This window comes from candidate division KSB1 bacterium, assembly GCA_022566355.1.
GTDB lineage: Bacteria > Zhuqueibacterota > JdFR-76 > JdFR-76 > DREG01 > JADFJB01.
This window is the reverse complement of record JADFJB010000033.1, coordinates 1-23,532: the sequence shown is the minus strand read 5'-3', so window position 1 is coordinate 23,532 and position 23,532 is coordinate 1. Positions and strand designations below refer to the sequence as shown.

Annotated in this window: 21 protein-coding genes; all 21 read right to left on the bottom strand. The window is 38.4% G+C overall.

Annotation, left to right across the window (positions count from 1 at the left end; translation table 11 throughout):
• Positions 1 to 218 precede the first annotated feature (218 nt).
• On the bottom strand, positions 219 to 2,048 hold the full coding sequence (locus tag IIC38_07850) for a BamA/TamA family outer membrane protein (protein ID MCH8125858.1): 1,830 nt from the start codon (positions 2,046 to 2,048) through the stop codon (positions 219 to 221).
• On the bottom strand, positions 2,048 to 5,476 hold the full coding sequence (locus IIC38_07845) for a hypothetical protein (protein MCH8125857.1): 3,429 nt from the start codon (positions 5,474 to 5,476) through the stop codon (positions 2,048 to 2,050). Before IIC38_07845 ends, IIC38_07850 begins: the two co-directional genes overlap by 1 nt.
• Before the next feature lie 79 nt (positions 5,477 to 5,555).
• Positions 5,556 to 6,497, bottom strand: coding sequence for an NHL repeat-containing protein (locus IIC38_07840; GenBank protein ID MCH8125856.1), 942 nt, complete (start codon positions 6,495 to 6,497; stop codon positions 5,556 to 5,558).
• Positions 6,498 to 6,663: 166 nt separating this feature from the next.
• Entirely contained in the window at positions 6,664 to 7,287 is a 624-nt protein-coding gene (locus tag IIC38_07835; GenBank protein ID MCH8125855.1) for a PorT family protein, read from the bottom strand.
• A gap of 376 nt (positions 7,288 to 7,663) precedes the next feature.
• Positions 7,664 to 8,296, bottom strand: coding sequence for a PorT family protein (locus IIC38_07830; protein ID MCH8125854.1), 633 nt, complete (start codon positions 8,294 to 8,296; stop codon positions 7,664 to 7,666).
• 119 nt (positions 8,297 to 8,415) lie between these two features.
• Positions 8,416 to 9,414: an acetamidase/formamidase family protein gene (locus IIC38_07825; protein MCH8125853.1), complete on the bottom strand. Its 999-nt coding sequence runs from the start codon at positions 9,412 to 9,414 to the stop codon at positions 8,416 to 8,418.
• A gap of 646 nt (positions 9,415 to 10,060) precedes the next feature.
• Entirely contained in the window at positions 10,061 to 10,942 is an 882-nt protein-coding gene (gene lipA / locus IIC38_07820) for a lipoyl synthase (GenBank protein ID MCH8125852.1), read from the bottom strand.
• Entirely contained in the window at positions 10,929 to 12,191 is a 1,263-nt protein-coding gene (locus tag IIC38_07815) for a 2-oxo acid dehydrogenase subunit E2 (protein ID MCH8125851.1), read from the bottom strand. Before IIC38_07815 ends, lipA begins: the two co-directional genes overlap by 14 nt.
• A gap of 150 nt (positions 12,192 to 12,341) precedes the next feature.
• Entirely contained in the window at positions 12,342 to 13,286 is a 945-nt protein-coding gene (gene trxB / locus IIC38_07810; protein MCH8125850.1) for a thioredoxin-disulfide reductase, read from the bottom strand.
• 632 nt (positions 13,287 to 13,918) lie between these two features.
• Positions 13,919 to 14,632 carry a lipoyl(octanoyl) transferase LipB gene (gene lipB / locus IIC38_07805; GenBank protein MCH8125849.1) on the bottom strand — a complete coding sequence of 238 codons (714 nt, stop codon included), beginning with the start codon at positions 14,630 to 14,632 and terminating at the stop codon, positions 13,919 to 13,921.
• 116 nt (positions 14,633 to 14,748) lie between these two features.
• Positions 14,749 to 15,306 carry a ribosome recycling factor gene (gene frr, locus IIC38_07800; protein MCH8125848.1) on the bottom strand — a complete coding sequence of 186 codons (558 nt, stop codon included), beginning with the start codon at positions 15,304 to 15,306 and terminating at the stop codon, positions 14,749 to 14,751.
• Complete coding sequence (locus tag IIC38_07795) at positions 15,296 to 16,027, bottom strand: UMP kinase (GenBank protein MCH8125847.1); 732 nt, start codon at positions 16,025 to 16,027, stop codon at positions 15,296 to 15,298. The genes frr and IIC38_07795 overlap by 11 nt, the downstream gene beginning before the upstream one ends.
• 81 nt (positions 16,028 to 16,108) lie before the next feature.
• Complete coding sequence (tsf, locus tag IIC38_07790; protein ID MCH8125846.1) at positions 16,109 to 16,699, bottom strand: translation elongation factor Ts; 591 nt, start codon at positions 16,697 to 16,699, stop codon at positions 16,109 to 16,111.
• A gap of 106 nt (positions 16,700 to 16,805) precedes the next feature.
• Positions 16,806 to 17,567: a 30S ribosomal protein S2 gene (rpsB, locus tag IIC38_07785; GenBank protein ID MCH8125845.1), complete on the bottom strand. Its 762-nt coding sequence runs from the start codon at positions 17,565 to 17,567 to the stop codon at positions 16,806 to 16,808.
• A gap of 38 nt (positions 17,568 to 17,605) precedes the next feature.
• Positions 17,606 to 17,998, bottom strand: a complete 393-nt coding sequence (gene rpsI, locus IIC38_07780) for a 30S ribosomal protein S9 (GenBank protein MCH8125844.1) — start codon at positions 17,996 to 17,998, stop codon at positions 17,606 to 17,608.
• Between the two features lie 19 nt (positions 17,999 to 18,017).
• Complete coding sequence (gene rplM / locus IIC38_07775; GenBank protein ID MCH8125843.1) at positions 18,018 to 18,455, bottom strand: 50S ribosomal protein L13; 438 nt, start codon at positions 18,453 to 18,455, stop codon at positions 18,018 to 18,020.
• Positions 18,456 to 18,798: 343 nt separating this feature from the next.
• The gene (speB, locus tag IIC38_07770; GenBank protein ID MCH8125842.1) at positions 18,799 to 19,668 is read right to left on the bottom strand and encodes an agmatinase; all 870 of its coding nucleotides are present in this window, start codon (positions 19,666 to 19,668) and stop codon (positions 18,799 to 18,801) included.
• Between the two features lie 82 nt (positions 19,669 to 19,750).
• Positions 19,751 to 20,299, bottom strand: coding sequence for an arginine decarboxylase, pyruvoyl-dependent (locus IIC38_07765; GenBank protein MCH8125841.1), 549 nt, complete (start codon positions 20,297 to 20,299; stop codon positions 19,751 to 19,753).
• Between the two features lie 23 nt (positions 20,300 to 20,322).
• Positions 20,323 to 21,609, bottom strand: a complete 1,287-nt coding sequence (locus IIC38_07760) for a dihydroorotase (GenBank protein MCH8125840.1) — start codon at positions 21,607 to 21,609, stop codon at positions 20,323 to 20,325.
• 44 nt (positions 21,610 to 21,653) lie between these two features.
• Complete coding sequence (locus tag IIC38_07755) at positions 21,654 to 22,589, bottom strand: aspartate carbamoyltransferase catalytic subunit (protein MCH8125839.1); 936 nt, start codon at positions 22,587 to 22,589, stop codon at positions 21,654 to 21,656.
• Positions 22,590 to 22,625: 36 nt separating this feature from the next.
• Positions 22,626 to 23,177, bottom strand: a complete 552-nt coding sequence (gene pyrR, locus IIC38_07750; protein ID MCH8125838.1) for a bifunctional pyr operon transcriptional regulator/uracil phosphoribosyltransferase PyrR — start codon at positions 23,175 to 23,177, stop codon at positions 22,626 to 22,628.
• Positions 23,178 to 23,532 lie beyond the last annotated feature (355 nt).

The window sequence follows — 23,532 nt, the reverse complement described above, 5'->3', positions numbered from 1 at the left end:
ATCGGCGCTGTATCCCTGCACTAAATGAATAAACAGACGATTAGAAACTTCTGAAAAATACCTATAATGTTGTCATTTCGAGGAGTTTACGACGAGAAATCTTTTAATCCATACTTAGGGAGAACAAGATTTCTCCTCGCTTCGCTTCGTCGAAAAGACAGTTGGTTGATTTTTAGAAGTTTCAATTTTTATTTTTAACAACCCTGTATTTTAGTAAACTAAAAAACATTAATCAACCGAATGTGAACTTTACCCTGTGAGAAGCTATCTCCTTCTCCGAGAGCAAAATCAAATCCGATGATTCCTAAATCGGTTTGAGTCCATAAACCAAAACCATAACCCGATTTGTAAATTTTGTCCAAAGTTCCGGAATTGTTACCTCGCTCGATATATCCTAAGTCCAAAAACATTGTAAGCCGTGATGTTCTATCCAAAAGCAATCGATACTCCAGATTAGCCCATGCGATTTTTTCACCCATGAATTGATCGTCGCGATAACCACGAAGATCACTTGCCCCACCCAATCGAAACAGCTCATCAATAGGTATACTAAATCCATTCATTTTGACCAGTTTCCCATGAAATCCAGCCATCAAAACATTTCTGCCAAATAGTTTTTGATAAAATTCCAGGTCAAAGCTTAAACGGTGAAAGTTTATCTTTTGCCCACTTTCGCCGGGAATTAATGGCTCAATTCGTTTTTTAAGGAAATCGACACTTGTTTCATACAACAACCCAGCCGTCGGATTCCATGGATGATTTCTATTATCCATTGAGACTTGTAAACGCAGCCTATCTGCCAGACTCCTGGGTAATTGGTAAACAGCTCGCCCGATAGAATCCGGCAACACACTTTCTCTGCCAATTTGAGCAACAACGGCAATATCCTCCAAAACAAAAACCCGTAAACCCATCTGCCAGTTTCTACGCACAAAAGTAGTGTCTTGAACAGTTTGCTCCAGGTTAATTCTACCGTGAATTGGCTGTCCACCCAACCAGGGTTCTTCGTAGTTCAATTGCAGGCTCTGGGTGTTAGCATTCTGTTTAGCCCAATAAGCCCGGAAAGACCGGCCTGTACCCAATAAATTCTCAAAATTAATTTTAACCTGGCCGGATAAATATTCATTCTGGTTACCTTGTTTTGGATTAAATCCTAAAATGCCATCGAATTGTGAACTGTTTTTCTCTCGGACTGAGAGCAAAAGGATTGCTGAAGAGTCAGGAGAAAAAGTAAGCTTCGGCTGTTCCGTTAATTCCAAATACTTCAACCTTTTTATTTTTTCACTGATCTTAGATATTTTTCTGCTTGTTAGAATTTCATTCTTATTGAATCCCAACTCTCGTAAGATGACTTTATTTTGTGTATTCGTATTGCCGGTAATTTCAACTCTTTTCAGAACGATGGGTTTTCCTTCCTTGATTACTAACAAAATGTCAACTACGCCATCCTGAAAACGAATATCTATTTTTTGAATTTCCACATTGACCAACAAATATCCTTCGGCAGCATAGCGTGCTATTATTTCCTGCACATCCACCGCCAATTGCTGACTCTTAAAAATTACACCTGGACTTGCCCTCATAAATTGTTTGATTTGCTGTTTCGAAAAGGCCGAATTTCCGATGATCAGCAATTGGTTAATAGTGAACGGTTCACCCTCTGAAAAATATATTTCTACGGTCTGACGTTTTTTACTTTTACCCGGCCAAAATATCGAGTCAACTTTAGCGGCGAGAAAGCCCTCACTTTGGTATGCTGACAACAGCTTTTGTAAATTGTTTTCGAATTGTATTTTTGTTTGTCCGAGGTTATCATTCTGATTAGAATTTTTAACACTTTTGGGTAAATTCAGCAATTCTCTAATTTGCCGATTATTGTAAACCTTATTGCCATGAAAGGAAAAGTTTAAATATTTTATTTTTTTTTCTTCATCTTGATAGTGTTGGCCCAAAACATTTATAGGACAGATACTTATGAAAAATCCTACTGGGATCAACAGGCTCATCACGATAGGATTTTGGATATTAATTTTGAACTCAAGTTCCATTAAAAGTATGCCTTTACTTCTACTTTGCCGATATGTTGCAGTTCATCTCTTCCGGGTAATTGCCTGCCCAGGTAGCTAAATAAGATCATCACCCGTGATGAAGCACGATAATCAAAACTAAACAGCCAGTTAAAATTTCGACCTTCACGACGGCCATCTACCATTTCGTATGGAATAATCGCATTGGATGGTTTGACAGTAACTTTCGAGAATTCGATTTCACCTCTTAACCGGCCTCTGCCTCGTAAAGCATAGCTGAAATTAGGTTTAATACCTATTAGGTTAGCGCTGGTTCCCGGACTTTTAACTCGATCCAAATCGTGCTTGAATTTTAAGTCGGCAGCAATTTCCAATACAGATTTTGGACGATAGCTCAAACGCAACTTACCGCCTCTTGATAAAATCTTTCGATCCACCCGGGTTGCTGACTCAAAAAGACGCTCGATATTAATTTCACTAAGAGTCGTTTCCAATGAATATTTTTTTGATACTTTTGATTTAAACCGAATGGATATTTCATTCCTTTTTGATTCTTGTCCACCTCCCGTTAACCTGTTGTTCTTCTCAAGGCTCGACAACCACCTGATCCTCAAGGATCTGGTATAAACATTTTCAAAAAAATTTAGATCTTGCCGAACCAGGTACCTGCCAAAAACCGTTTCTTCATCCGGAAAAATCTTATCGGCACCGCCAAATGAAATTTTCCAGGGACTATCTCGTCTACTTTTTTCGTCAAACGAGAAATAAGTCAACCACGAAATACTGCTCAGCCACCGTTTTAGTTTAGATTGTTTTTTATTGGTTTTTCCCCAAAACAATTGAGGTTTAATTTTAATTTTTGCATTCATTAAGAGTTCATTTACCGGTTCGAATTCTCCGGTTGCCAAAGTACGAAGAATGAAATCTCCAAAAATATCCGGAACATATTCATTCAATTCCTCTTCGAAACGAAAATTCCCTCTACCTTCATCTACCTTAAAATAAAATTGCTCGGTTTTTGAAATTTGGGTATTTGACATCCTTACCCTGAGATCAGCCTGCAAAGCTTTTTTCCAGGGAGAATAGATCCCCACAAAATCTGTTAACCTTGTTCGTTTTTCGGGTAAATCCGATTGAACAAATTCCCTTTTCCGGTTGGTTAGTTCAAGGTTCAATTGCAAGTTGCGCCAACGTTTTAATGACATTTTGATGAATGTAGCTTCAGCTCTTGAATAATCCTGCAAACCACCATCGGTTACTTGTTGATCTTCTCGAAGGTTTTGCCTGATACTAATTTCTAATGGTTTTGCAATCTTAAATCCTATTCCATAAGAGAAATCATCAAAATTAAAACCGGTTCTCAATGAATCAGAAAACGAAATGTCTTTTTTATTTTCTCCTTCATATCTAAAAAAGGGACGAATTCGCCAAACCCGGTATTGTGCGGATCCCAATCGTCGAAACCAATCTCCATTGATCCGGATTGCCTGATCGGAGCGATGAATGCTTTCTTCCCGATATTGAATTTCAGGAAATTTTGGCTTTTTCAGTGAAAATTCCGAAAGCAATCGCCGAGACGAAATAAAATTATCCTGGTGATAATCTCCCCAATTCAATCTCAACTGCCCTCCCTTAAATGGTAAATAGGTTGAGTTTAATTCTCTAACCTTTTCTCCTTGTCTACCGCCATTTGCTGACAAATCCCATTTTCTATCATATTCCACTTCTTCATCCCGGCTTAGCTCAAAAAATCTTTTCCCTTTTTCCCGCCATAATCCCGAAAGTTGAACACTACCAACCGATGTTTTCCCAAATTGAAGCTTCCGGGGACTAATCCGAGCCTGAATTTGAAATGCCGAGCCCAGGTTGTCATTATCATCCAGTGCTGACATTAAATTTCTATCTGTTAGACTCAACGCGAATTCCCCCGAAAATTGCAAAATTTCATTCGGATCAAACTGCAGGTAGAATGAAGTAAGATTCTGGCTTTGAGCGATGGGTAGAATCCGTTTTGGTGAATAGTTGCCATTACCTAAACCTGTAAATCGATATCGGCCTTGACCTGCATAACTATATTCACCGTTGCCGACACCTTTGTAAGTAAATTGAACCAAATAATCTCCCAGGCCATTTCCAGCAAATTGATAGATTTGTTGTCCAAGTGAATCAACCAGGGTATAGTTGCCTTTCCCCGGGCCAACAAACCTTCCACTTTCTACGAATGCACTATCAGTTTCATCACCCAAATTTTCAAGAATAATCCGTTCTTGATCATTCAGGCCGACCTCCAGCAAGTTATTGGGATCATCGGCTTCGCGGATGAATAAAACGTTGTATTTCAATTTGTTATCAAATCCTATTCCGTTCAGGTGAGCGCTGTACAAATTCCTTTGGAAATTGAAGTCAGAGAATTCAAAATCAACTTCAATTCTTGAATCACCGGTAATCAGACGTTTTCGTGTAAATGTTATTTGTCCGTTGCCATAATCTATCACATAATCATTTTCATCACCTCGTATCATCGGTTCGCCATCCACCCATACTCTTTCTGTTCCGGATAACACAATAATCTCTGACTCACCCCGGCTGCCTTGCAATTGATATGGACCTTGAAGCCCTTCCTGTCCGGTGAATCTTTGGGTCTGAAATTTTCCTTTTGAAACTGCCCCGGAAACTGTGGCAGTACCGGACCCTTGCGAGTATTGCAGCATGGCTCCCTGCAGTTTTCGATTATAATTACCAAATCGCCCGCCTGAATATTTTAAATTAAAATCGCCTAATTGCGCCTGAATTTTCGGGCCCCGGATTTGAATATAAACCTTGTCTATTTCCTGCAGTGTTTGGGTATTGCCCTCCGGTTGAATGGGAATATTCTGATCAGACAGCATGGCAACTACATGCACATCCGAGGTGATTTTCCCTTCCAATTGTAAACGCAAGCCAGATTCTACTTGTAACCCCTGTCTATTGCCAACCGAAATACTCCTGGTTAAACTACCGCTTCGCCGCAATTGGCTATTCTCAAAAATATCTGAGACATCTTTTTTCTGAACTGATCCAACATTGTTTGCTGAGTTTTTGACTCGCTCCGGTTTAGGCTGCCAAAGGACAAAAGGCATAAATTGGTAATTCGGTTTCAATTGAATCGGTAATATCCGGTAGGATATCCGGATTGAGTCTTCTTTTATTGTTTCCGTTGATAAGCGTACAATTCCTAATCGATAATCAATTTGATAATCAACCTCTCGATTTAGGGATCTGCTTTTGAATTCGATTTCTTCCGATTGTGGAACAATGAAAGTATACCTAAGCTGCAACAGTGTATCGGCTTGATTGATTTTAATTTTTTCAACGATACGTTGAAATTTCCGGTACGATTGATTTTGTGCCTGGCTTTCACAAAAAAGAAGGAGAGAAATCAATATCAAAATGTATGGTGATATTTTCATTACGGCAAGATCTTGAAGCCCCTCAATTTCCCTTTGTCATACGTCTGGACAAATCCATCATTTCGAGTTGGCAACTTTATTATTCTTTTTGGTTCAACAATATTTGATAAACTAAAATTGAACTATTCTTTTGATCCAACACAAATATTCTGTTTTCAAACACAGCTATGTCAACAGGTGTCTGCCATTTTGATTCATCTGATTTTTGTATTGAAACCAATTCGACAATCCATTTTTCCCTTTTAAAGGCATGAATTTTTCCAGTACCTATATCCGTTACTAGCAGTAATTCTCTTTCATTCCAATAAAACAACCCTGACGGCTCCTGCAATTTTTCGCCCCCTAAAAATCGGATAAAATTTCCAAAATAATCAAATACCACGAGGTGGCCGGCTTGCTTATCACTGACAACAAGAAATCCCACGCCTAAATTCTCGATTTGTGTCGGTGAACTTAAATATCCTTCACCGGTTTCGATTGAACCGAATTTTGAGATGGGTTTGAAGAAAGAATCAAACTTTATCACACTGTTATTTTCACCTTCAACAAGGAAAATATCACCTTGTTTGGAAACTGTAATACTTTTCGGGAAGAAGAAATTTTCGACGTTTCCGTAAGCCACTTCTCCGGAAATGATGGAAATTGCATTTAATTGCCGGTCTAAACGATATACCCTATGATTATTAAAATCGGTGACAAATACGTTTAATCCGTCCTGGAAATTGATATCTAATGGAGAATCAAATTGTTCCTGACCCTGGCCTAATCCACCAAAATATTTGATAAAGTTTCCTTCAAGATCGAAAATTTGAATTCTATTATTACCGGTATCGACAACATATAAATTCCCCGATGATCCAATAGTTATGGCTTGCGGATTATTAAATTGTCCAAGGCTATCCCCGGATGATCCAATTGAATACAGATAATCTAAAGGAATAATTGATTGAGCGAATAAGGGTAGATTTATAAAATGAAAAACTAGAATAATGGATTTGACTTTAATCTTCGGTTTAAACAAACTACATCTTCCTTACTAATAAAAATTCTCAAATAGTTAATAATGATAACAAGTTGAATGGTTTGGAAACCGTTTTCGTTCCAAATGAAAATTAAGAATTGTTTTTCATCTAATAAAAAAGCCCCTTAATAGTTAAGGGGCTTCATACAAGTCAAATAATGCTGGTTTACAGTGAGATTCCAGCTGTTGCCATTAATACACTATTTTTTACATCATCTTCATCAACTTCGTCTATAGTGGACATACTCATTATGTATCTTACATCAAAATGTATTTTACTGATTCCTAAAGCGACTCCTAGCACTAATCCTAAATCTGTACTTTTCACGTCATCTTTAATATCAATTTCAGCTGATTCATTGCCAACTGTTAGTTTGGATTTGGCACTCAGGAGAATACCTAATGATGGTCCGCCAAAAACTTGCAGTTTAAGTCCCGGTAGAGCTACTACTGTAAGTTTAGCTAAAACAGGAATTTCCAAATAGGTAAACTTTAATTCTGTGTTAAATGTAATTTCTTCTTCAACATCCTCTTCATCGGCTCCTTTCATAACATAGAGCGCTTCCACCTGAATGGATAACGGGAGCGGGCTTAGGCCAAAATTAATAAAGGCTCCGGCTGCAAATCCAGAGCGTCGATCGGCGTTGTCATTTACATCATCACCTGTTAATGTAGAACTTACCAAACCAGCTTTGATTCCTTTACCAAAGCCAACCTGGCCAAAAGAAACAGATGTTATTAAGAGAGACATTAAAACGAATAAAGATATTACTGGTACAGACTTTTTCATTTAAAACTACCTCCAATCATTGGTCGAATAATACTTTATAATTTCATATTAACCAAGGTGAATAGCCCAGATTTATTGCAAACCTCCAGTTATTTTTATTTTGTATTAAACCTTTGAGTCTACTCTAAAAACCGATTCAATCGCTTTTCTAAAAAAAAATCGATACATAAAAACAAATACTTATGACAGCGATGGAATCGGTATCCCACCTTTTAGAATGAACACACCTTTAATTATTATTAGTCAATTGAAATGTAGGAATAATTTAATAACAAAGCTTGAAAATAATGCTTTGATTGTAGAATTCTAGATTTTTAACAACAAGCTGCGATTTTAAACAAATAGGAATTTAATAATTTGAAATAGAAAGAATGGTTTAAAAAGCCAAACCACCCATTATAGATATTACACTATTTTTTATATCGCCGTCATCTCCTGAATCATCTATCGATGACAGTCCTCCTGAATACCTTACTTCAAATAGTAATGTTCTAAACCCGAGTGTAAAATCAATACCGGCGCCAATAACAAATCCCAGTTCAAATTCTTTGAATAGATGGTTGGCATCAACTTCAATAGATGATTGACCTCCTCCGAACGTTGTTAAGCCCCTGCTGTTCACAAGCAAGGATGCAGATGGCCCCGCAAAGAGACTGGGTTTTAAACCGGGAGAATGACCAAATCCAAGTCTGATCAGGACAGGAATTTCCAAATAATCATTCTTAATTTTTATTTCGGTACCCTCTTCAATGTCATTTGTTTTTACCCCTTTTCTAGTGAAAAGAAGTTCAGGTTGAATTGATAAAAAACCAGCGCCAAAACGTAAATGGCCACCGACGACAAGACCGGTTAAATTCTCGGATCCTTCAGCATCATCTCCTGTAAACTTAGCGATATTCAGACCAAATTTTATTCCTTTACTTATACTCACCTGGCTGGTTACTTGGGATGGAAATATAAATAGCATAAAGATGATAAATGTATAATATCTGATTAATCTATAATGCATTTTGACTCTCCATTTATTTAGCAAATTTATTTTATTGGGTTATTCTACTAATTTAATTTTGAAATGATCAAAATATTTCGCTAATGGAGTAATTAACAAATTCATTTTCATGAGTTCAATTAAATTCCTAGAACCTTCTTAGGCATATGCATTGCAACCAGAAAATTAGGAACGTCCACAACTTCCACAATTTTGAGTTCTCCGGCCAGTGAACAAAGAACATAAGCGTCCGCACGCTCCAATCCATGTACCTCCACCAAATAGTCTATCATAAATCGAGTAGCTTTTTTTGCGGCTTCATCCAAGGTTGGTGCAAAAGCCGAGACTGCATAATATTCATCCGTTTCGTATTGTGGTTCTGAGATCTTGCGTTCCCCTTTGATCACCTTCACTTCATAAATAATTCTCATAGGAGATTCGATTGCAGTTCCGCAAACTTCACCCATTCCCTGGGCGGCGTGGGTATCCCCAATGGAAAACAATGCACCTTCGACAAATACCGGAAAATAAACCGTCACACCTTCTGTTAAATAACGATTATCCATATTTCCACCGTTTTCTCGGGGTGGAATTGTGGAAAGCATCTCTTCGGTAGCAGGCGCCACGCCCATCACACCGGGGAAAGGTTGTAGCGGTATTTGGATTTTATCATTAAACTTCGTGGATTTTGCATTTTTATTAATGGTGAATATCTTCAGATAAGGTTCGGTGAATTCATCAGCCAAGAACCCAAAACCAGGAATGATACAAGCCCAGCCCCAATCTCCAACCTCTATTTCATGCAGAGTCACAGCGAGGATATCACCCGGTTGAGCCCCTTCCACATATACAGGTCCGGTTAACGGATGTATAAGGTCAAAATCCAAATTGGCAACATCTGCAACTGTTGATTCCTTTGTAAGCTGTCCATCAGTCGCTTCTTTTGTATAAACTTCCACAATCGCACCAGATGGAACTTTAATAACTGGAGGAATAGCGCTGCTGAACCGGTTATGTGTTTGACTGCTGGTTAAGATAAACTCTGGTTTGGGTACGGATTTAACAGCTTGTTGATCTTCTCCACATCCTATCATAAAAACCAGGATTACCCACATTATGCCTGTATAAATCTTCTTCATAGTAACCTCCATTTACTTTGTTTTAAATATAACTGTTAGAAACTTAATTTTTTATTTACTATTTACAATGCGCTTTATTTCAGACAAAGCATTTTGAGCCTAGCCACTAGGTTTGCATCTGCATTATGCGAGACGATAGTTCTAATGTCGGTATACTCTCCGTCATATAAAGCCGACCTAACGTTCCTCTGGCAGTTTCTTGAATCGTATAATCCGACGAGTCATTAAGTCCTATCAATAACCTATGCAAATCTTTATCTTCTGCGTCACAAGATTCTCAGACGCTCAGAGCGTCTATCCTGACATTACCGGAATAGTCATCACTTGAGTATTTCTTTCATTACCGGAATATTTTTTTGTCTTCTAACTGTCCCAGCGCATTAATGAAGCTTGTTTTATCTCATCATACCAGGAAGTACTATTAAGCTGCTTTTTGATCAAATCAAGATATATTCCAGAATTTACTTTCGCAAAAGCGACGATTTCTGCTACCACAATATCAGAATGTGTTTCATTTTACTTTTACTTATGATAATACCTCCTTAAGAGCTTAGGATAGCTTTTAAGGAAGTATAAGTTAATTAATTCTCGGTGTAAAACCATTTAGGGTACCACTACGAGGTAGTGGTTTAAGCCGATTAATCAATCAACAAACCGTCTGCTCATCTGCATGGTATGAGCTGCGAACCAACGGACCGGATTCAACATGTTTAAAACCCATATCCAGACACTCTTTTTTAAACCAATTAAATTCATCGGGTGTAACAAACCGATCTATGGGTAAATGTTTTGGGGTAGGTTGCAAATATTGACCCATTGTGATGATATCAACTAATATTCTGCGTAAATCTTTAAGGACTGACAAGACCTCTTCATTTTTCTCCCCAATCCCAAGCATCAAACCGGATTTTATGATTAAGCCTTTCCGTTTCATATAATCCAGCACGTATAAAGAACGTTCGTATTTGGCTTGCGGCCGAACAATTTTGTGAAGACTTGGCACTGTTTCCACATTATGACTGAAAATATCAGGGTTTGCATCGACTACAATATCGAGCGCTTCTTCAACTCCTTTAAAATCGGGAGTAAGGATTTCAACTTTACAGCCAGGCACTTTGTCCCGAATCTGTTTAATCGTTTCAGCAAATATTTCTGCTCCGCCTGTATGCAACTCGTCTCGATTTACCGAAGTGATGACGACATGCTTTAAGTTCATTTTTTTTACTGCATTGGCAACGCGAATGGGTTCAAATAAATCCAACTCGGTCGGCAATCCTGTTTTCACCGCACAAAATCCACAGCTTCTGGTGCAAATATCACCTAAAATCATGAAGGTCGCAGTGCCCCTTCCCCAACATTCGGCAATATTAGGACACCGTGCATCTTCACAAACCGTATTCAGTTTGTTACTTTTGACAATATCCTTAACTTCACTATATTTTTGTCCAAATGGCAACCGAACTTTTAACCAGTCCGGCTTTGGGATTCTCTTAATATCTGTTTTTTCATCAACTTTAATCATCGACATTTTCCAAAATTTGAGTCATTCTTTGTAAAAATTGCCCACCCTTAGCGCCGTCCAATAAGCGATGATCGTAAGTCAGGGCGAGATACATCATCCATCTTATTGTAATCATTCCATCAACCGCCACTACTCTCTGTTTTGCGCTGCCGATTCCGAGAATGGCCACCTGGGGTTGGTTGATAATGGGTGCAGCAATTATCGTATCAAAAACCCCAAAATTGGTAATAGAAAAAGTGCCTCCATGAACTTCATCGGGCTTGAGCTTTTTTGTCCTGGCCCGTGTGGCGAGATCATAAATTGACTTGGCCAATCCTGATAGACTTAACTGATCGGCATTGCGCACAACCGGAACAATCAGGCCGTTTTCCAGGGCAACCGCGATACCCAGATTTACATTCTTATGATAAATAATATCAGTCCCATCAATTGAGGCATTAACAACGGGCATTTCTTTTAGAGAACGGGCAGAAGCTTGGGCGACGAAAGCTGTAACCGTCAATTTCACACCTTCACGCTGTTTGAATGAATTTTGATTTTTATCAATATAAGCCATGATACTCGTTACATCGACTTCATGAATGGAAGTTACATGCGGAGAAGTTCTTACACTTGACACCATATGAATTGCTATGGATTTGCGTATGTGATCCATTGGAACCCGTTTCACATCGCCATCGAATTTAAATGCAGGTTGGGTAGCAGGCTCACTTACCCATTCTTTTTCCGAAATCACACCGGTTTTTCTTTGCTCCAGGTATTGCAGTATATCTTCTTTACGCAACCTGCCGTCTTTACCGGTACCAGGCAAAGTTTCTAAAACGTTAATGGGAATCTGTTCCCGTCTGGCAATGGAGCGAACCAATGGAGATAGGAATCGTCCTGAAACCCGCACTCCTGGTTTGTCAATTTCCACGATCTCTTTAGTCTCATCCATTAAAGTTTCGGGATGTATCCCTGGTTCAACTTGTTTTTGTGGCTTTCCATCTGTTGGCTGTACATCCACAACTCCTGCCTGGTTTGATTCCAATTTTGCAATCACCGAGCCAATTTGGACAGTGTCCCCTTCTTTCGCAAGGAGCTCAATGATTTTTCCGCTGTGAGGCGATGGAATTTCAGTATCAACTTTATCTGTACTGATCTCTAATAATATGTCATCTTTTTCAATGGTCTGGCCAATTTCAGTATGCCATTTAATGATCGTTCCTTCTATCACACTTTCGCCTAATTGCGGCATCATTACGTCTAATTGCATGATGTTTCACCTTTTTGATTATTTATCTTTGAAACGCAAGATAATATTCAATAGAACAAAAATAAAACAACAGTTTTTAAAGCGACTAATTCTAATAATTTATAGAAGAACTATCAAGAAATTCTTAACCGCCCCAGAGATAACACTTTTTCAATGAACGCCGTTTTCTTCTAAAAATTTTTCCGCATCGATCGCCGCCATACAACCTGTGCCGGCTGCGGTAACTGCTTGCCGATAGACTGAATCTTGAACATCACCAGACGCAAACACACCGGGAACGGATGTGTAGGTCGTTCCGTTTTTTGTCAAAATATATCCATTTACGTCCATTTCCAGTTTACCCTTAAAAAGTGAAGTGTTTGGTGTGTGACCAATGGCGACAAAAAATCCCTGGCAATCCAATTGACTGGTTTCACCACTTTTGATATTTTTTAATCGCACGCCGGTTACTTTACCTTCTGTAACACCGAGGACTTCTTCGACAACGGAATCCCAAATGAACTCAATCTTTGGATTTGCAAAAGATTTATCCTGCATAATTTTCGAAGCACGTAGTTGATCGCGTCTGTGCACAACAGTAACTTTTTTTGCAAATTTAGTCAAAAATAAAGCTTCTTCCAGAGCCGTATCGCCACCGCCTATAACGACTACTTCCTCTTCTTTAAAGAAAAAACCATCACAGGTTGCACATGCGGAAACACCCTTGCCTTTTAATTGGTTTTCCGAGTCAAGTCCAAGCCAGTTTGCTGATGCTCCCGAGGCAATGATAATCGAATCAGCCAGTATTTTATCATCATCAACCGTTAACTGAAATGGCCGTTTGTTTACATCAATCTCTTCGACATGTCCATTGATGAAAGTTGTACCAAATCTTTCAACCTGTTTACGCATCTTGTCCATCAATTCCGGTCCAAGGATGCCTTCCGGAAAACCGGGATAGTTGTCAACATCAGATGTGATCATCAATTGCCCACCCGGTTCTATTCCATCAATAACCACCGGATTTAACATAGCGCGTGAATTATACAGTGCGGCAGTCAATCCAGCAGGTCCTGATCCGATGATCACAACTTTATGGTGATTTTTTTCAGTCATCAGTAACTCCAAATCCACTCTTTATAAAAAATTACCTATCCACTTTTTTGTTGGATTAGATTAACAAATATAAGCTACAAAAATATAAAAATGCTTCGAATTATAGGACTAAAAATAAGGTTTCGATAAAAAAAATGAGGTTAATCCAAATATCATACAATTATGGTTCATCATAAAGCTGCATACTTTTTGATTTGAAAATGTAAGCGGATATGATAACATTTCCAAACAATAAGATTTATTTTATTTATTGAACGGATGGTCTTAAAGCTAGTGCCTATTTTTGAAGAATAAGTACGGTACATAAACTATTCATGATCCTTAATTATTAATCCTCTACGAGGATTTGAAAACCTTGATCAACTCCAAATCTACAAAAATAAAATCTCTACGAGGTTATTTATAACTTAACTCATAAGGAATGAGCTATCCACAGATTTGAGTTATCCTCGTTTAGGATGGATCTATAAGATCTCGTATAAATAACTAAAAACATCGTAGATGTTTAATTATAAAGGTGGATACAATCATTTTGTAATATTCTTCATCCTGACATAATATTTTGAAGAATAAGTTACATATTATTATGATGATCCACAATTATTATCCAAAATTTAAGATCTTTCGGATTACTAAAACTTACCAGCACCAATAAATTTATCCAGGTAATGGGTAAGTATCGGCCAGGTTGAATGGTTGAACGGCATCATTCGCACCTGAAATACAGCAGCAAATTGATCTACCAAAGTTGGTAAAACATCTTCAACAGTAATAGCTTTGTCGACGATCTTTACCAAGGAAGTTACGCTTTTATTCTGAATGCCGCAAGGAATGATCAATTCGAAATGTTCCAAATTTGGATTGATATTAAATGCAAAACCGTGGGAGGTTATCCACCTGCTGACCTTTACCCCAATGGCAGCTATTTTTTCAGCATTCACCCAAACACCCGTATAGTTCTTATTTCGAGTGGCTTCAATATTAAATTGCTGCAGCGTATTGATAATCACTTGTTCTATCTGACGTAAATACCAAAAAATGTCCTTCTTTAGCTCTGTCAAATCTAAAATTGGATAGCCTACCAATTGACCGGGGCCGTGGTATGTAATATCACCTCCGCGATCGGTTTTGGTTAGTTCGACACCGTGTTTTGTCAAATATTCAGATTCCACAAGAAGATTAGCGTCCGTTCCGGATTTTCCAATTGTGATAATCGGCGGGTGTTGCAACAGAAGTAATGCATTTGGTATTTCGTTAAGACGACGCGCTTCGGAAAGTTTTTTTTGCAAATCCCAGACAGGATGATAATCAACTTGATCTAAATAAATGTAAACACAGGTGTTTATTTGATTTTTTGGCATAGTAAATTATGCATTAGAAAGGATATAAATTCAAAGAAATTTGATCGCCTTATTGGGGAGTTAGGGCAATAGCAAAACAATAAAAAGAAGAAGATGGAATTTTAGACTTCCATAACTTCTTTTTCTTTGGCAACCACCACCTCATCAATTTTTCCCGAAAAGCTATCGATTACTTTTTGGATATCATCCAATTCGGCATGAGCCGCATCTTCCGAAATTTCGTGATCTTTTTCTCGCTTCTTGATATGATCGTTCACATCGCGGCGGATATTTCTTAAAGAGATTTTACCTTCTTCCGCTAATTTCTTCACTAACTTGACCAGATCTTTTCTGCGCTCTTCGGTTAATACAGGAATTGGAACCCTGATAACCTGACCGTCATTCACAGGGTTTAATCCCAAATCAGATTTTAAAATTCCTTTTTCAATTTCGCCTAGCATATTCTTTTCCCAGGGCTGAATTACAAGCGTTCGAATATCCGGGACACTAACATTTGCCACTTGGTTAATAGGTACCGGGTTACCATAATATTCTACTTTTATTCCGTCTAGCAGGGCAGTTGTGGCTTTCCCGGTTCGAATATGACCAAATTCATGTTTCAACGATTCAATGGTCTTTTTCATTCTTATTTCAGCATCTTTATGGAATTCACTTTTCATTTTGCTCACCGGTAATTTTAGTTCCTACTTCATCACCAAGCATTAATCGTTTAAAATTATCAGGCTTATTCATATCAAAAACGATTATGGGTAATTTGTTTTCCATACAGAGAGTTACAGCCGTAAAATCCATAACTCTCAAGCCGCGATTCAGCAGATCAATATAACTAATTTTTTTAAATCGTTCTGCATTCGGAACAATTTTAGGATCGTCTGCATAAACGCCATCTACTTTGGTTCCTTTCAATATAACACCGGCTTCAATTTCAATTGCCCGAAGCGCTGCCGCCGTATCGGTTGAAAAATAGGGACTGCCGGTTCCAGCACCAAAAATTACGATCCGGCGTTTTTCAAGGTGGCGAATCGCTCGCCTTCTAATATACGGCTCCGCCAGCGCCTCCATACGAATTGCAGTCTGCACCCTCGTATGTATACCTAAATGTTCCATATAATTTTGGATTGCCAGTGAATTGATGACTGTTGCTAACATTCCCATTTGATCCCCGGTAACTCGACCAAATCCTTGCTCATGTGCAGATAATCCTCGGAAAATATTACCACCACCAATCACAATCCCAATTTCAACCCCAAGATCATATACACTTTTTATCTCATGTGCAATATACTTAACAACTTCAGCTTCAATTCCGAACGATTTAGAGCCCATCAGGGCTTCGCCGCTTAGTTTAATGAGAATACGTTTATGAATTAGTTGACTGATGCTTCGGTCCTCCTTGACTAAGAATTTGTTTAAATATCATTCCAAATCTATTAAGCAAAATGATTTTTTGAACAGCTCCATCTAGCCGAGTTGAAATCTTTCAAAACGTTTGATTACAATATTCTCACCGATTACTGATCGAATATCAGTGACCATATCTTGAACCGTTTTTCCCGGATCTCTAATATAACTTTGTTCCAATAAACATACTTCCTGGTAGTATTTACCGAGTTTTCCCTGGGCAATTTTATCAATAAGATTGTCCGGTTTGCCCGCTTCTTTAGCCTGGCTGCGGTAGACTTCCAGCTCTTTTTCGATCATTTCCTTGCTAAGGTCATCTTTTTGAACTACCAATGGATTTGAGGCAGCCACCTGCATGGCCATATTTCGAATAAATTTTTTGAATTCTTCATTTTTTGCAACAAAATCGGTTTCACAATTGACTTCAATCAAAACCCCCAAGCGATTTCCGGGGTGAATATATGCATCGATGATACCTTCTTTCGTCGTCCGTACGGAACGTTTTTGAGCTGCTGCCATACCTTTTTTTCGCAGATATTCGATTGCTTTCTTAATGTCACCATTACCTTCTTGAAGCGCATTCTTGCAATCCATCATTCCTGCACCGGTTTTTTCTCTTAATTCTTTCACCATTGCAGCTGTAATCGACATTTAATAAAACTCCTTCCTAATATTCTAATAACTATTAAAAAGCACTCGGTGAAACGAGTGCTTTTAACAAATCAAATGCAATTTTAATTCGAAGCGACTCGATTCATTAAGCCTCTTTGCTTTCTTCAGCTTTCTCTTCTTTTTCTTCTTCCTTCTCCTCAGCCTCCACCTCTTCAGCTATCTTAAGCTCTTCCATGCTTTCCAAAATCGCGTCTGTGAAACCATGTGTAATCAATCCAATGGACTTAAATGCGTCATCATTTGCCGGTATCGGATAATCAATTTCTTCAGGATCACAATTGGTATCTAATATCGCAAATACCGGGATATTCAGTTTTTTGGCTTCAGCAACTGCTATATCTTCCCTTTTGGGATCAACAATAAAAACTGCTCCAGGTAGTAGATTCATATCTTTGATACCACCAAGGAATTTTTCCATTTTTTCTTGTTCTCTTGTCAAACGCAATATTTCTTTTTTTGTGATTTTCTCAAAGGTTCCATCAATAGCCATCTTTTCAAGGTTTTTCAAACGCTTTATACTCTTTTTAATCGTACTAAAATTCGTAAGCGTGCCTCCAAGCCATCTTTCGGTTACATAAAACATTCCGCATCTTTCAGCTTGTGAACGTATAATATCCCTGGCCTGCTTTTTCGTTCCCACAAGAAGTACTTTTTCACCGCGATTAACAATTTCTTTAACAGCATCGAAAGCAACTTTTAATGATACTAATGATTTTTTCAAATCGATGATGTGAATCCCGTTCCGTTCCATAAAAATATATGGCTTCATTTTGGGATTCCATTTTCGAGTAAGATGCCCAAAATGTGATCCTGCCATTAAAAGTTGCTCTAACAAAACTTCCGGCATTAAAATTCTCCTAATATTCTTAAAATATATTTATTAATTTATCTCTTCGAAAATTGAAAACGCTTACGCGCTTTGGGTTGGCCGTATTTCTTACGTTCAACCATGCGAGGATCGCGTGTTAAAAATCCTGCCTTTCTTAAGAGTGGTCGCATTTCATCATTTATCTGAAGCAACGCACGTGAAATTCCCAGTCGTAACGCCCCGGCTTGACCTGATAAACCTCCGCCATTGACAGTTGCGCTAATATCATATTGGCCACTGGTTTCGGTAATTTCAAAAGGTTGTTCGATTAACATCTTTAATGTCTCTCGCTTAAAATGATCGAGAAGAGATCTGCCATTTATTTTGAACTCTCCAGACCCGGGAGTCATCCAAACACGAGCAACGGATTCTTTTCGCCGGCCAGTTGCGTAATACCTATTATCTTTCATTCATTAACTCCAATTTAATTTAAGCTTTAATTTCCAAAGCTTCAGGTTTTTGAGCACTGTGCGGGTGATCTGAACCAGCATAAATGCGTAACTTTGTCATTATTTGGCGTCCAAGTCTGTTGTGAGGTATCATACCCCATATTGCTGATTTAATGATGCGATCCGGATGTTCATCACGTAATTTATCCGCAATAATTGTTTTTAAGCCGCCCGGGTAAGTCGTATGATGATGATATGCTTTCTGACTCCATTTACGCCCGGTAAGTCTTACTTTTTCGCAATTGATAATTACAATATGATCACCCGTATCCACATGCGGTGTGAAAATGGGTTTATGCTTTCCTCGGAGTATTGTCGCTGCTTTTGTTGCCAATCTTCCCACGACTTGATCCTCAGCATCGATCACATACCATTTTCTTTTAACTTCTTCCTTTTTGGCAGAAAATGTTTTCAACATCTAACTCCTTTAAATTTCGTATCTTACGTAAGTTTTAGGAACCTCTAATTCCAAAACTGTTAAATGTAATAAAGTTTGTTTGGTTTGTCAACAGCAATTGAGGGACAAATACTAAAGTAAAAAATTTGAGATAGAGTTTAGAGCTGGAGGCTGGATACCAGATTCCGGATACCAGATACCAGATATCAAGAGTGCCGTCTTAAAAAAAGTTGACAATAGGGTACAATTTTTTTGTCATCTTTCCAAGACTCAATTCTCCTCATCTCCGTTTCTTCTTTGGTCTGTCCCTAATGTTTTGTAATTATCAATTTAGGCACTTTACAACTTTAAGCATTTTAGGAACTTATTTCTCACGTTTACCGTTTTCCCAATAAGCAATCATCTTATAAAGAAATTTCGCAACCATAAATCCGGAGGCATGATCATTCTCTCGGGGCGCATATTCAACAACATCTAATCCGACCACTTCTTTTTCAGAAAACATATGTTTTAAAAATTGAAGCGTTGGGTACCAATGTCCTCCACCCGGCTCCGGTGTACCAGTTGCCGGCATGATGGAAATATCGAAATAATCCACATCCAACGTTATATAGACCGGGTTTTGAATCGATTCTAAAACTTCAAACATCCAGTGAGTATTACCAGCCATTTGTCGCGCAAACCAAACAGGCAAATTATTTTTCCGAATGAATTCACTTTCTTCGATTGAAAGTGATCGGATACCTACACTTGTAAACGTAGTTAATTCATGAATTCTTGCCATAACACAAGCATGATTATAAGGAGATCCTTCATATTCTTGACGAAGATCCGCATGGGCATCAATCTGCAGAACCTGCAAATTCGGATATTTCTCCAAATGGGCTTTGACTATTGGGAATGTAATTGAATGTTCGCCTCCAAGTGAACAAAGATATTTATTATCGGATAAATAGTCTTTCACAGTCGAATAGATTAGATCGATACAGTCATTTATATCCAAATTCTCAGGAAATGTGAGGGCTTGCAATGTAGCAATCCCAGCTAAATAAGGTTCACTATTTAACTCTTCGTCGTAGAGTTCAACCTGTTGTGATGCTTCTAATATCGATTTGGGTCCGAATTCCGTGCCTTTACCAAAAGTGGTTGTTCGTTCGTAGGGAATGGGAAATATACAATATTTTGCTGATTCCAAATTTGAGTATTTAGGATCTAAGCCAAGAAAATTTAACATTTTTGATTTCAAGTATAATAAAGGTTGTGAAGTTCTTCATAAATATCCCCAGAAAAAATAGTACTATTTATCATTAAAAATCTTATACGATCAAAATCGCAGCTGCAACGACAGTAGTCCAAAGCCGGCTTTTATCACCCAGGGCAGTTTGAGTAATATTTCGGGTTCTGACAATTTTTCCACTAATCTTCCACTGTTCTCTTTTTTCATCCCAACTTTTATCCGGGTCAAAATGCACTCCCAAAATTGTGGCGAGCATTTCAGCAGCTAAGTCTTCTGCATAATTACCGGAAGTATCATCATTTTCACCAAAACTATGGTGTTCGGATAAATAGCCATATTGATTTTTTTCTTTTGGTATAGCAAGACCAATCGATGCTGCCATCAATCGACGAGGTTCGTTGGTTTCACTCTGACTCATAACACAAGGGACAATCTGACCTGGAGTTAATTTGCTAAGTCCAAATCTTTTTGATATTACATGACAGCCAGGTGGAAAGATACTTGAAACTCGGATTAAATTAAACTCGGCAATTTCGGCTTTTCGGAGGGCCAACTCAAAACTAGCAAGCTTTTCCTTATGACGACCAACTCCACGTGTTAAAAATATTTCCTTAGGAACCGTAAACAATTTTACGTCTTTCTTTTATATTATTACATTTCACAGCACCATATCCCATGATTGTAGACTCCAAAAGCTTTTCCAATTAAAGTCCAATTATCGAATGGAGTATTTCGGGAATTTGATTTAAATGTAGATTTATCCACCTTCCACTCTAAATTTTGATCCAGAATGGAGATATTCGCTTTTTCTCCTTCTTTTATTTCAGGAACCGGTAATTTCAAAATTCGCCTGGGATTAATAGCCATTTTTTCAACAATATCCACCAGTGAAAGATGTCCTTCTGTAACCAAAAACTTCATCACTAAACCAACTGAAGTTTCCAAACCAATCATACCAGGAGCTGCAGCAGAAAATTCAACGTCTTTTTCTTCGATTGAATGAGGCGCATGATCCGTTACAATGGCATCGATTGTGCCGTCCTTTAATCCTTCAATAATTTTTTCAACATCTTTCTCAGTTCGGATCGGAGGATTCACACGTAGATTTGAATCAAAAGCCCGGATTGCTTCATCGGTCAAAACAAAATGATGCGTGCAAACCTCGGCAGTTACCTGAATGCCCTTTTTTTTTGCTTCCCGGACCAGTTCTACTGACTTGCCACTTGATATATGAGCAATATGAACATGGCCTCCGGTAAATTCAGCCAGCATAATATCGCGAGCAACAATAATATCCTCAGCAACAGTTGGAGCGCTTGGAAGGCCCAATAACGTTGAAATTTTACTTTCATTCATTACTTTATCACGTACGAGTGATTGATCCTCACAATGATCGATAATCGTGACGCTGAACATTTTGCTATATTCCAAAGCATATCGCATCATTTCAGCAGTTTCCACCGTTTCGCCGTCATCTGAAAATGCTACGGCTCCTGCGTCTAACATATCCCCCATTTCCGTAAGTTCTTTTCCGGCGCGATCCTTCGTAACAGCTCCAATTGGAAAAACATCTACCAACAAATCTTTTGCACGGTTTTTCACAAATTCAATTTGACTACGGTGGTGTAAAGCAGGGTTGGTATTGGGCATGCAGCAAACTGCCGTAAATCCTCCGGCCATCGCCGACTGACAACCGGAAATAATCGTCTCCTCATCTTCCCTACCGGGTTCTCGAAGGTGAACATGCATATCAATTAAGCCAGGTGTGATGATCTTTCCACTGACATCTATGACTTCAAGATTTGTACCTAAAGCTTGGATCTGTCCAATTTTTTGGATAATGTCATTTTCAATCAATAAATCTGATGCTTTAAATTCTCTTAAGGTTGAATCATAAACCATTCCTCCCTTAAACAGAATATTTTCAACATTATGCATTTAACTTGACCTTAATATCATCTTCAACCTAATCCATAACATAATTAGTTCGATTCCACCAATCCACTTGCCCCAACGACGTGGTAGAGTGCGGCCATGCGAATTGCCACACCGTTTGTTACTTGCTGTAAAATGACCGAATATTTACTATCTGCAACTTCAGAATCGATTTCCACACCCCGGTTTATCGGTCCAGGGTGCATGATGACAATATCCCGACCAACCTTTTCCAACCTGTCCATTGTTAAACCGAATAGATTACGGTATTCTCTTAAACTTGGGAATAGCCCGGTTTTCTGCCTTTCTAGTTGAATCCGTAATATATTTACCGCATCGGTTTCAGATAAAGCATCATCTAAGTTGTTCACCAATGTGACCCCCAAAGATTCTGCTTCAAATGGCAATAACGTTGCAGGACCACAAACGGAAACATTCGCACCCATTGTTGTCAGGCCATGAATGTTTGATCGAGCCACCCGGCTGTGAGTCACATCTCCAACGATTAGTACATTTAAATTTTCCAAACTACCGAAATGCTCTCTTAATGTAAAAATATCTAACAATCCTTGTGTCGGATGTTCATGTGCTCCATCACCTGCATTAATCACTGATGATTTCAAACAATTGGCTAGAAAGTGTGGAGCACCAGGAGCGGAATGTCGAATAACGACTACATTAATTCTCATAGCTTCGATATTACATGCCGTATCTTTCAGCGTTTCTCCTTTTAGAACACTGGACGAGGATGCGGCAAAATTGAGCGTATCTGCAGACAGGCGTTTCTCTGCAAGTTCAAAAGCCATACGTGTTCTTGTAGACGGCTCAAAAAACAGATTCACAACTGTAATTCCACGTAGTATAGGAACTTTGGGTATTGGACGGGAGAGTACTTCAAGAAAGGATTTCGCCGTATCTAGAAAGGATTGAATTTCTTCACGGGGCATCCCCTCTAAACCCAACAAGTGTTTGCGTGTTTGCATATTTTATTTATTAAAGTCCTTACATTTTGTTTTGTTTTAAAATGTTGGTTTGTCAACCTCAACGAGAAAGACCGCATCCTCATCGTCTTCCTCTATTACTTTTACTCGAATTTCTTCGTCATGGGATGTCGGATAATTCTTACCAACAAAATCCGGCCGGATCGGTAATTCTCGATGACCGCGATCTACCAACACAGCCAATTTAATTGTTGCCGGGCGTCCAAAATCCATTAAAGCATCTAAAGCCGAACGAACAGTTCTGCCCGTGAAGAGCACATCATCAACCAAAACCAAATTTTTACCATCAATTTCAAATGGAATATCAGTCACATGAACTTGTGGTTGTTTAAATTTGAAATCATCACGATAAAGAGTAACATCCAAAATCCCAAAAGGAATTGCATTGGATTCAATCTCTGAAATCTTTTTTTTGATGCGTTGGCCGATGTATACACCACGTGTCCGAATGCCAATGACACACAAATTCTCAGTGCCTTTATTTTGCTCAATTATTTCATGAGATAAACGGGTAACCGTACGCTCCAGGTCTTTCTGGTCCATCAACTTCGATTTTATTCGTTTGATCATTTCTCAACTTGCGGACATAAAAAAACCTCCAGTTTAAAAGAGGTGGGGATTCCGGAGGATAGTTTCTCCGAATTGACCCTTGCCATCTCACTGGATTGGTTTAAAGGGTGTAAATTCGAAGATAATAATATAACATCGCAAAAGAGATGTCAAGATAATAATGAGCGAAAATCGACTATCTTATTTATTTTATCGGCATTTTCGTTTTTACTTCAAATTACTTTTTAGAAATTAATCAAATTTTTCAATTTTAAATTAGCATGTTGAGTTCGTGGTATTGAAATGAACAAACCCAAGAAAAAAGTTTTTGAATCTCAATTGAGTCTACTCTAAAAACCGATTCAATCGCTTTTCT

Excerpts from the sequence above, each read along its gene's own strand:
- IIC38_07760 (MCH8125840.1), bottom strand. The coding sequence starts at position 21,609 with ATGCATAATGTTGAAAATATTCTGTTTAAGGGAGGAATGGTTTATGAT.
- pyrR (MCH8125838.1), bottom strand. The coding sequence starts at position 23,177 with ATGATCAAACGAATAAAATCGAAGTTGATGGACCAGAAAGACCTGGAG.
- rpsB (MCH8125845.1), bottom strand. The coding sequence starts at position 17,567 with ATGCCGGAAGTTTTGTTAGAGCAACTTTTAATGGCAGGATCACATTTT.
- IIC38_07815 (MCH8125851.1), bottom strand. The coding sequence starts at position 12,191 with ATGCAATTAGACGTAATGATGCCGCAATTAGGCGAAAGTGTGATAGAA.
- rpsI (MCH8125844.1), bottom strand. The coding sequence starts at position 17,998 with ATGAAAGATAATAGGTATTACGCAACTGGCCGGCGAAAAGAATCCGTT.
- IIC38_07755 (MCH8125839.1), bottom strand. The coding sequence starts at position 22,589 with ATGCAAACACGCAAACACTTGTTGGGTTTAGAGGGGATGCCCCGTGAA.
- speB (MCH8125842.1), bottom strand. The coding sequence starts at position 19,668 with ATGTTAAATTTTCTTGGCTTAGATCCTAAATACTCAAATTTGGAATCA.
- IIC38_07830 (MCH8125854.1), bottom strand. The coding sequence starts at position 8,296 with ATGCATTATAGATTAATCAGATATTATACATTTATCATCTTTATGCTA.
- trxB (MCH8125850.1), bottom strand. The coding sequence starts at position 13,286 with ATGACTGAAAAAAATCACCATAAAGTTGTGATCATCGGATCAGGACCT.
- lipA (MCH8125852.1), bottom strand. The coding sequence starts at position 10,942 with ATGTCGATGATTAAAGTTGATGAAAAAACAGATATTAAGAGAATCCCA.
- IIC38_07850 (MCH8125858.1), bottom strand. The coding sequence starts at position 2,048 with ATGGAACTTGAGTTCAAAATTAATATCCAAAATCCTATCGTGATGAGC.
- rplM (MCH8125843.1), bottom strand. The coding sequence starts at position 18,455 with ATGTTGAAAACATTTTCTGCCAAAAAGGAAGAAGTTAAAAGAAAATGG.
- IIC38_07845 (MCH8125857.1), bottom strand. The coding sequence starts at position 5,476 with ATGAAAATATCACCATACATTTTGATATTGATTTCTCTCCTTCTTTTT.
- IIC38_07835 (MCH8125855.1), bottom strand. The coding sequence starts at position 7,287 with ATGAAAAAGTCTGTACCAGTAATATCTTTATTCGTTTTAATGTCTCTC.
- tsf (MCH8125846.1), bottom strand. The coding sequence starts at position 16,699 with ATGTCGATTACAGCTGCAATGGTGAAAGAATTAAGAGAAAAAACCGGT.
- frr (MCH8125848.1), bottom strand. The coding sequence starts at position 15,306 with ATGAAAAGTGAATTCCATAAAGATGCTGAAATAAGAATGAAAAAGACC.
- IIC38_07825 (MCH8125853.1), bottom strand. The coding sequence starts at position 9,414 with ATGAAGAAGATTTATACAGGCATAATGTGGGTAATCCTGGTTTTTATG.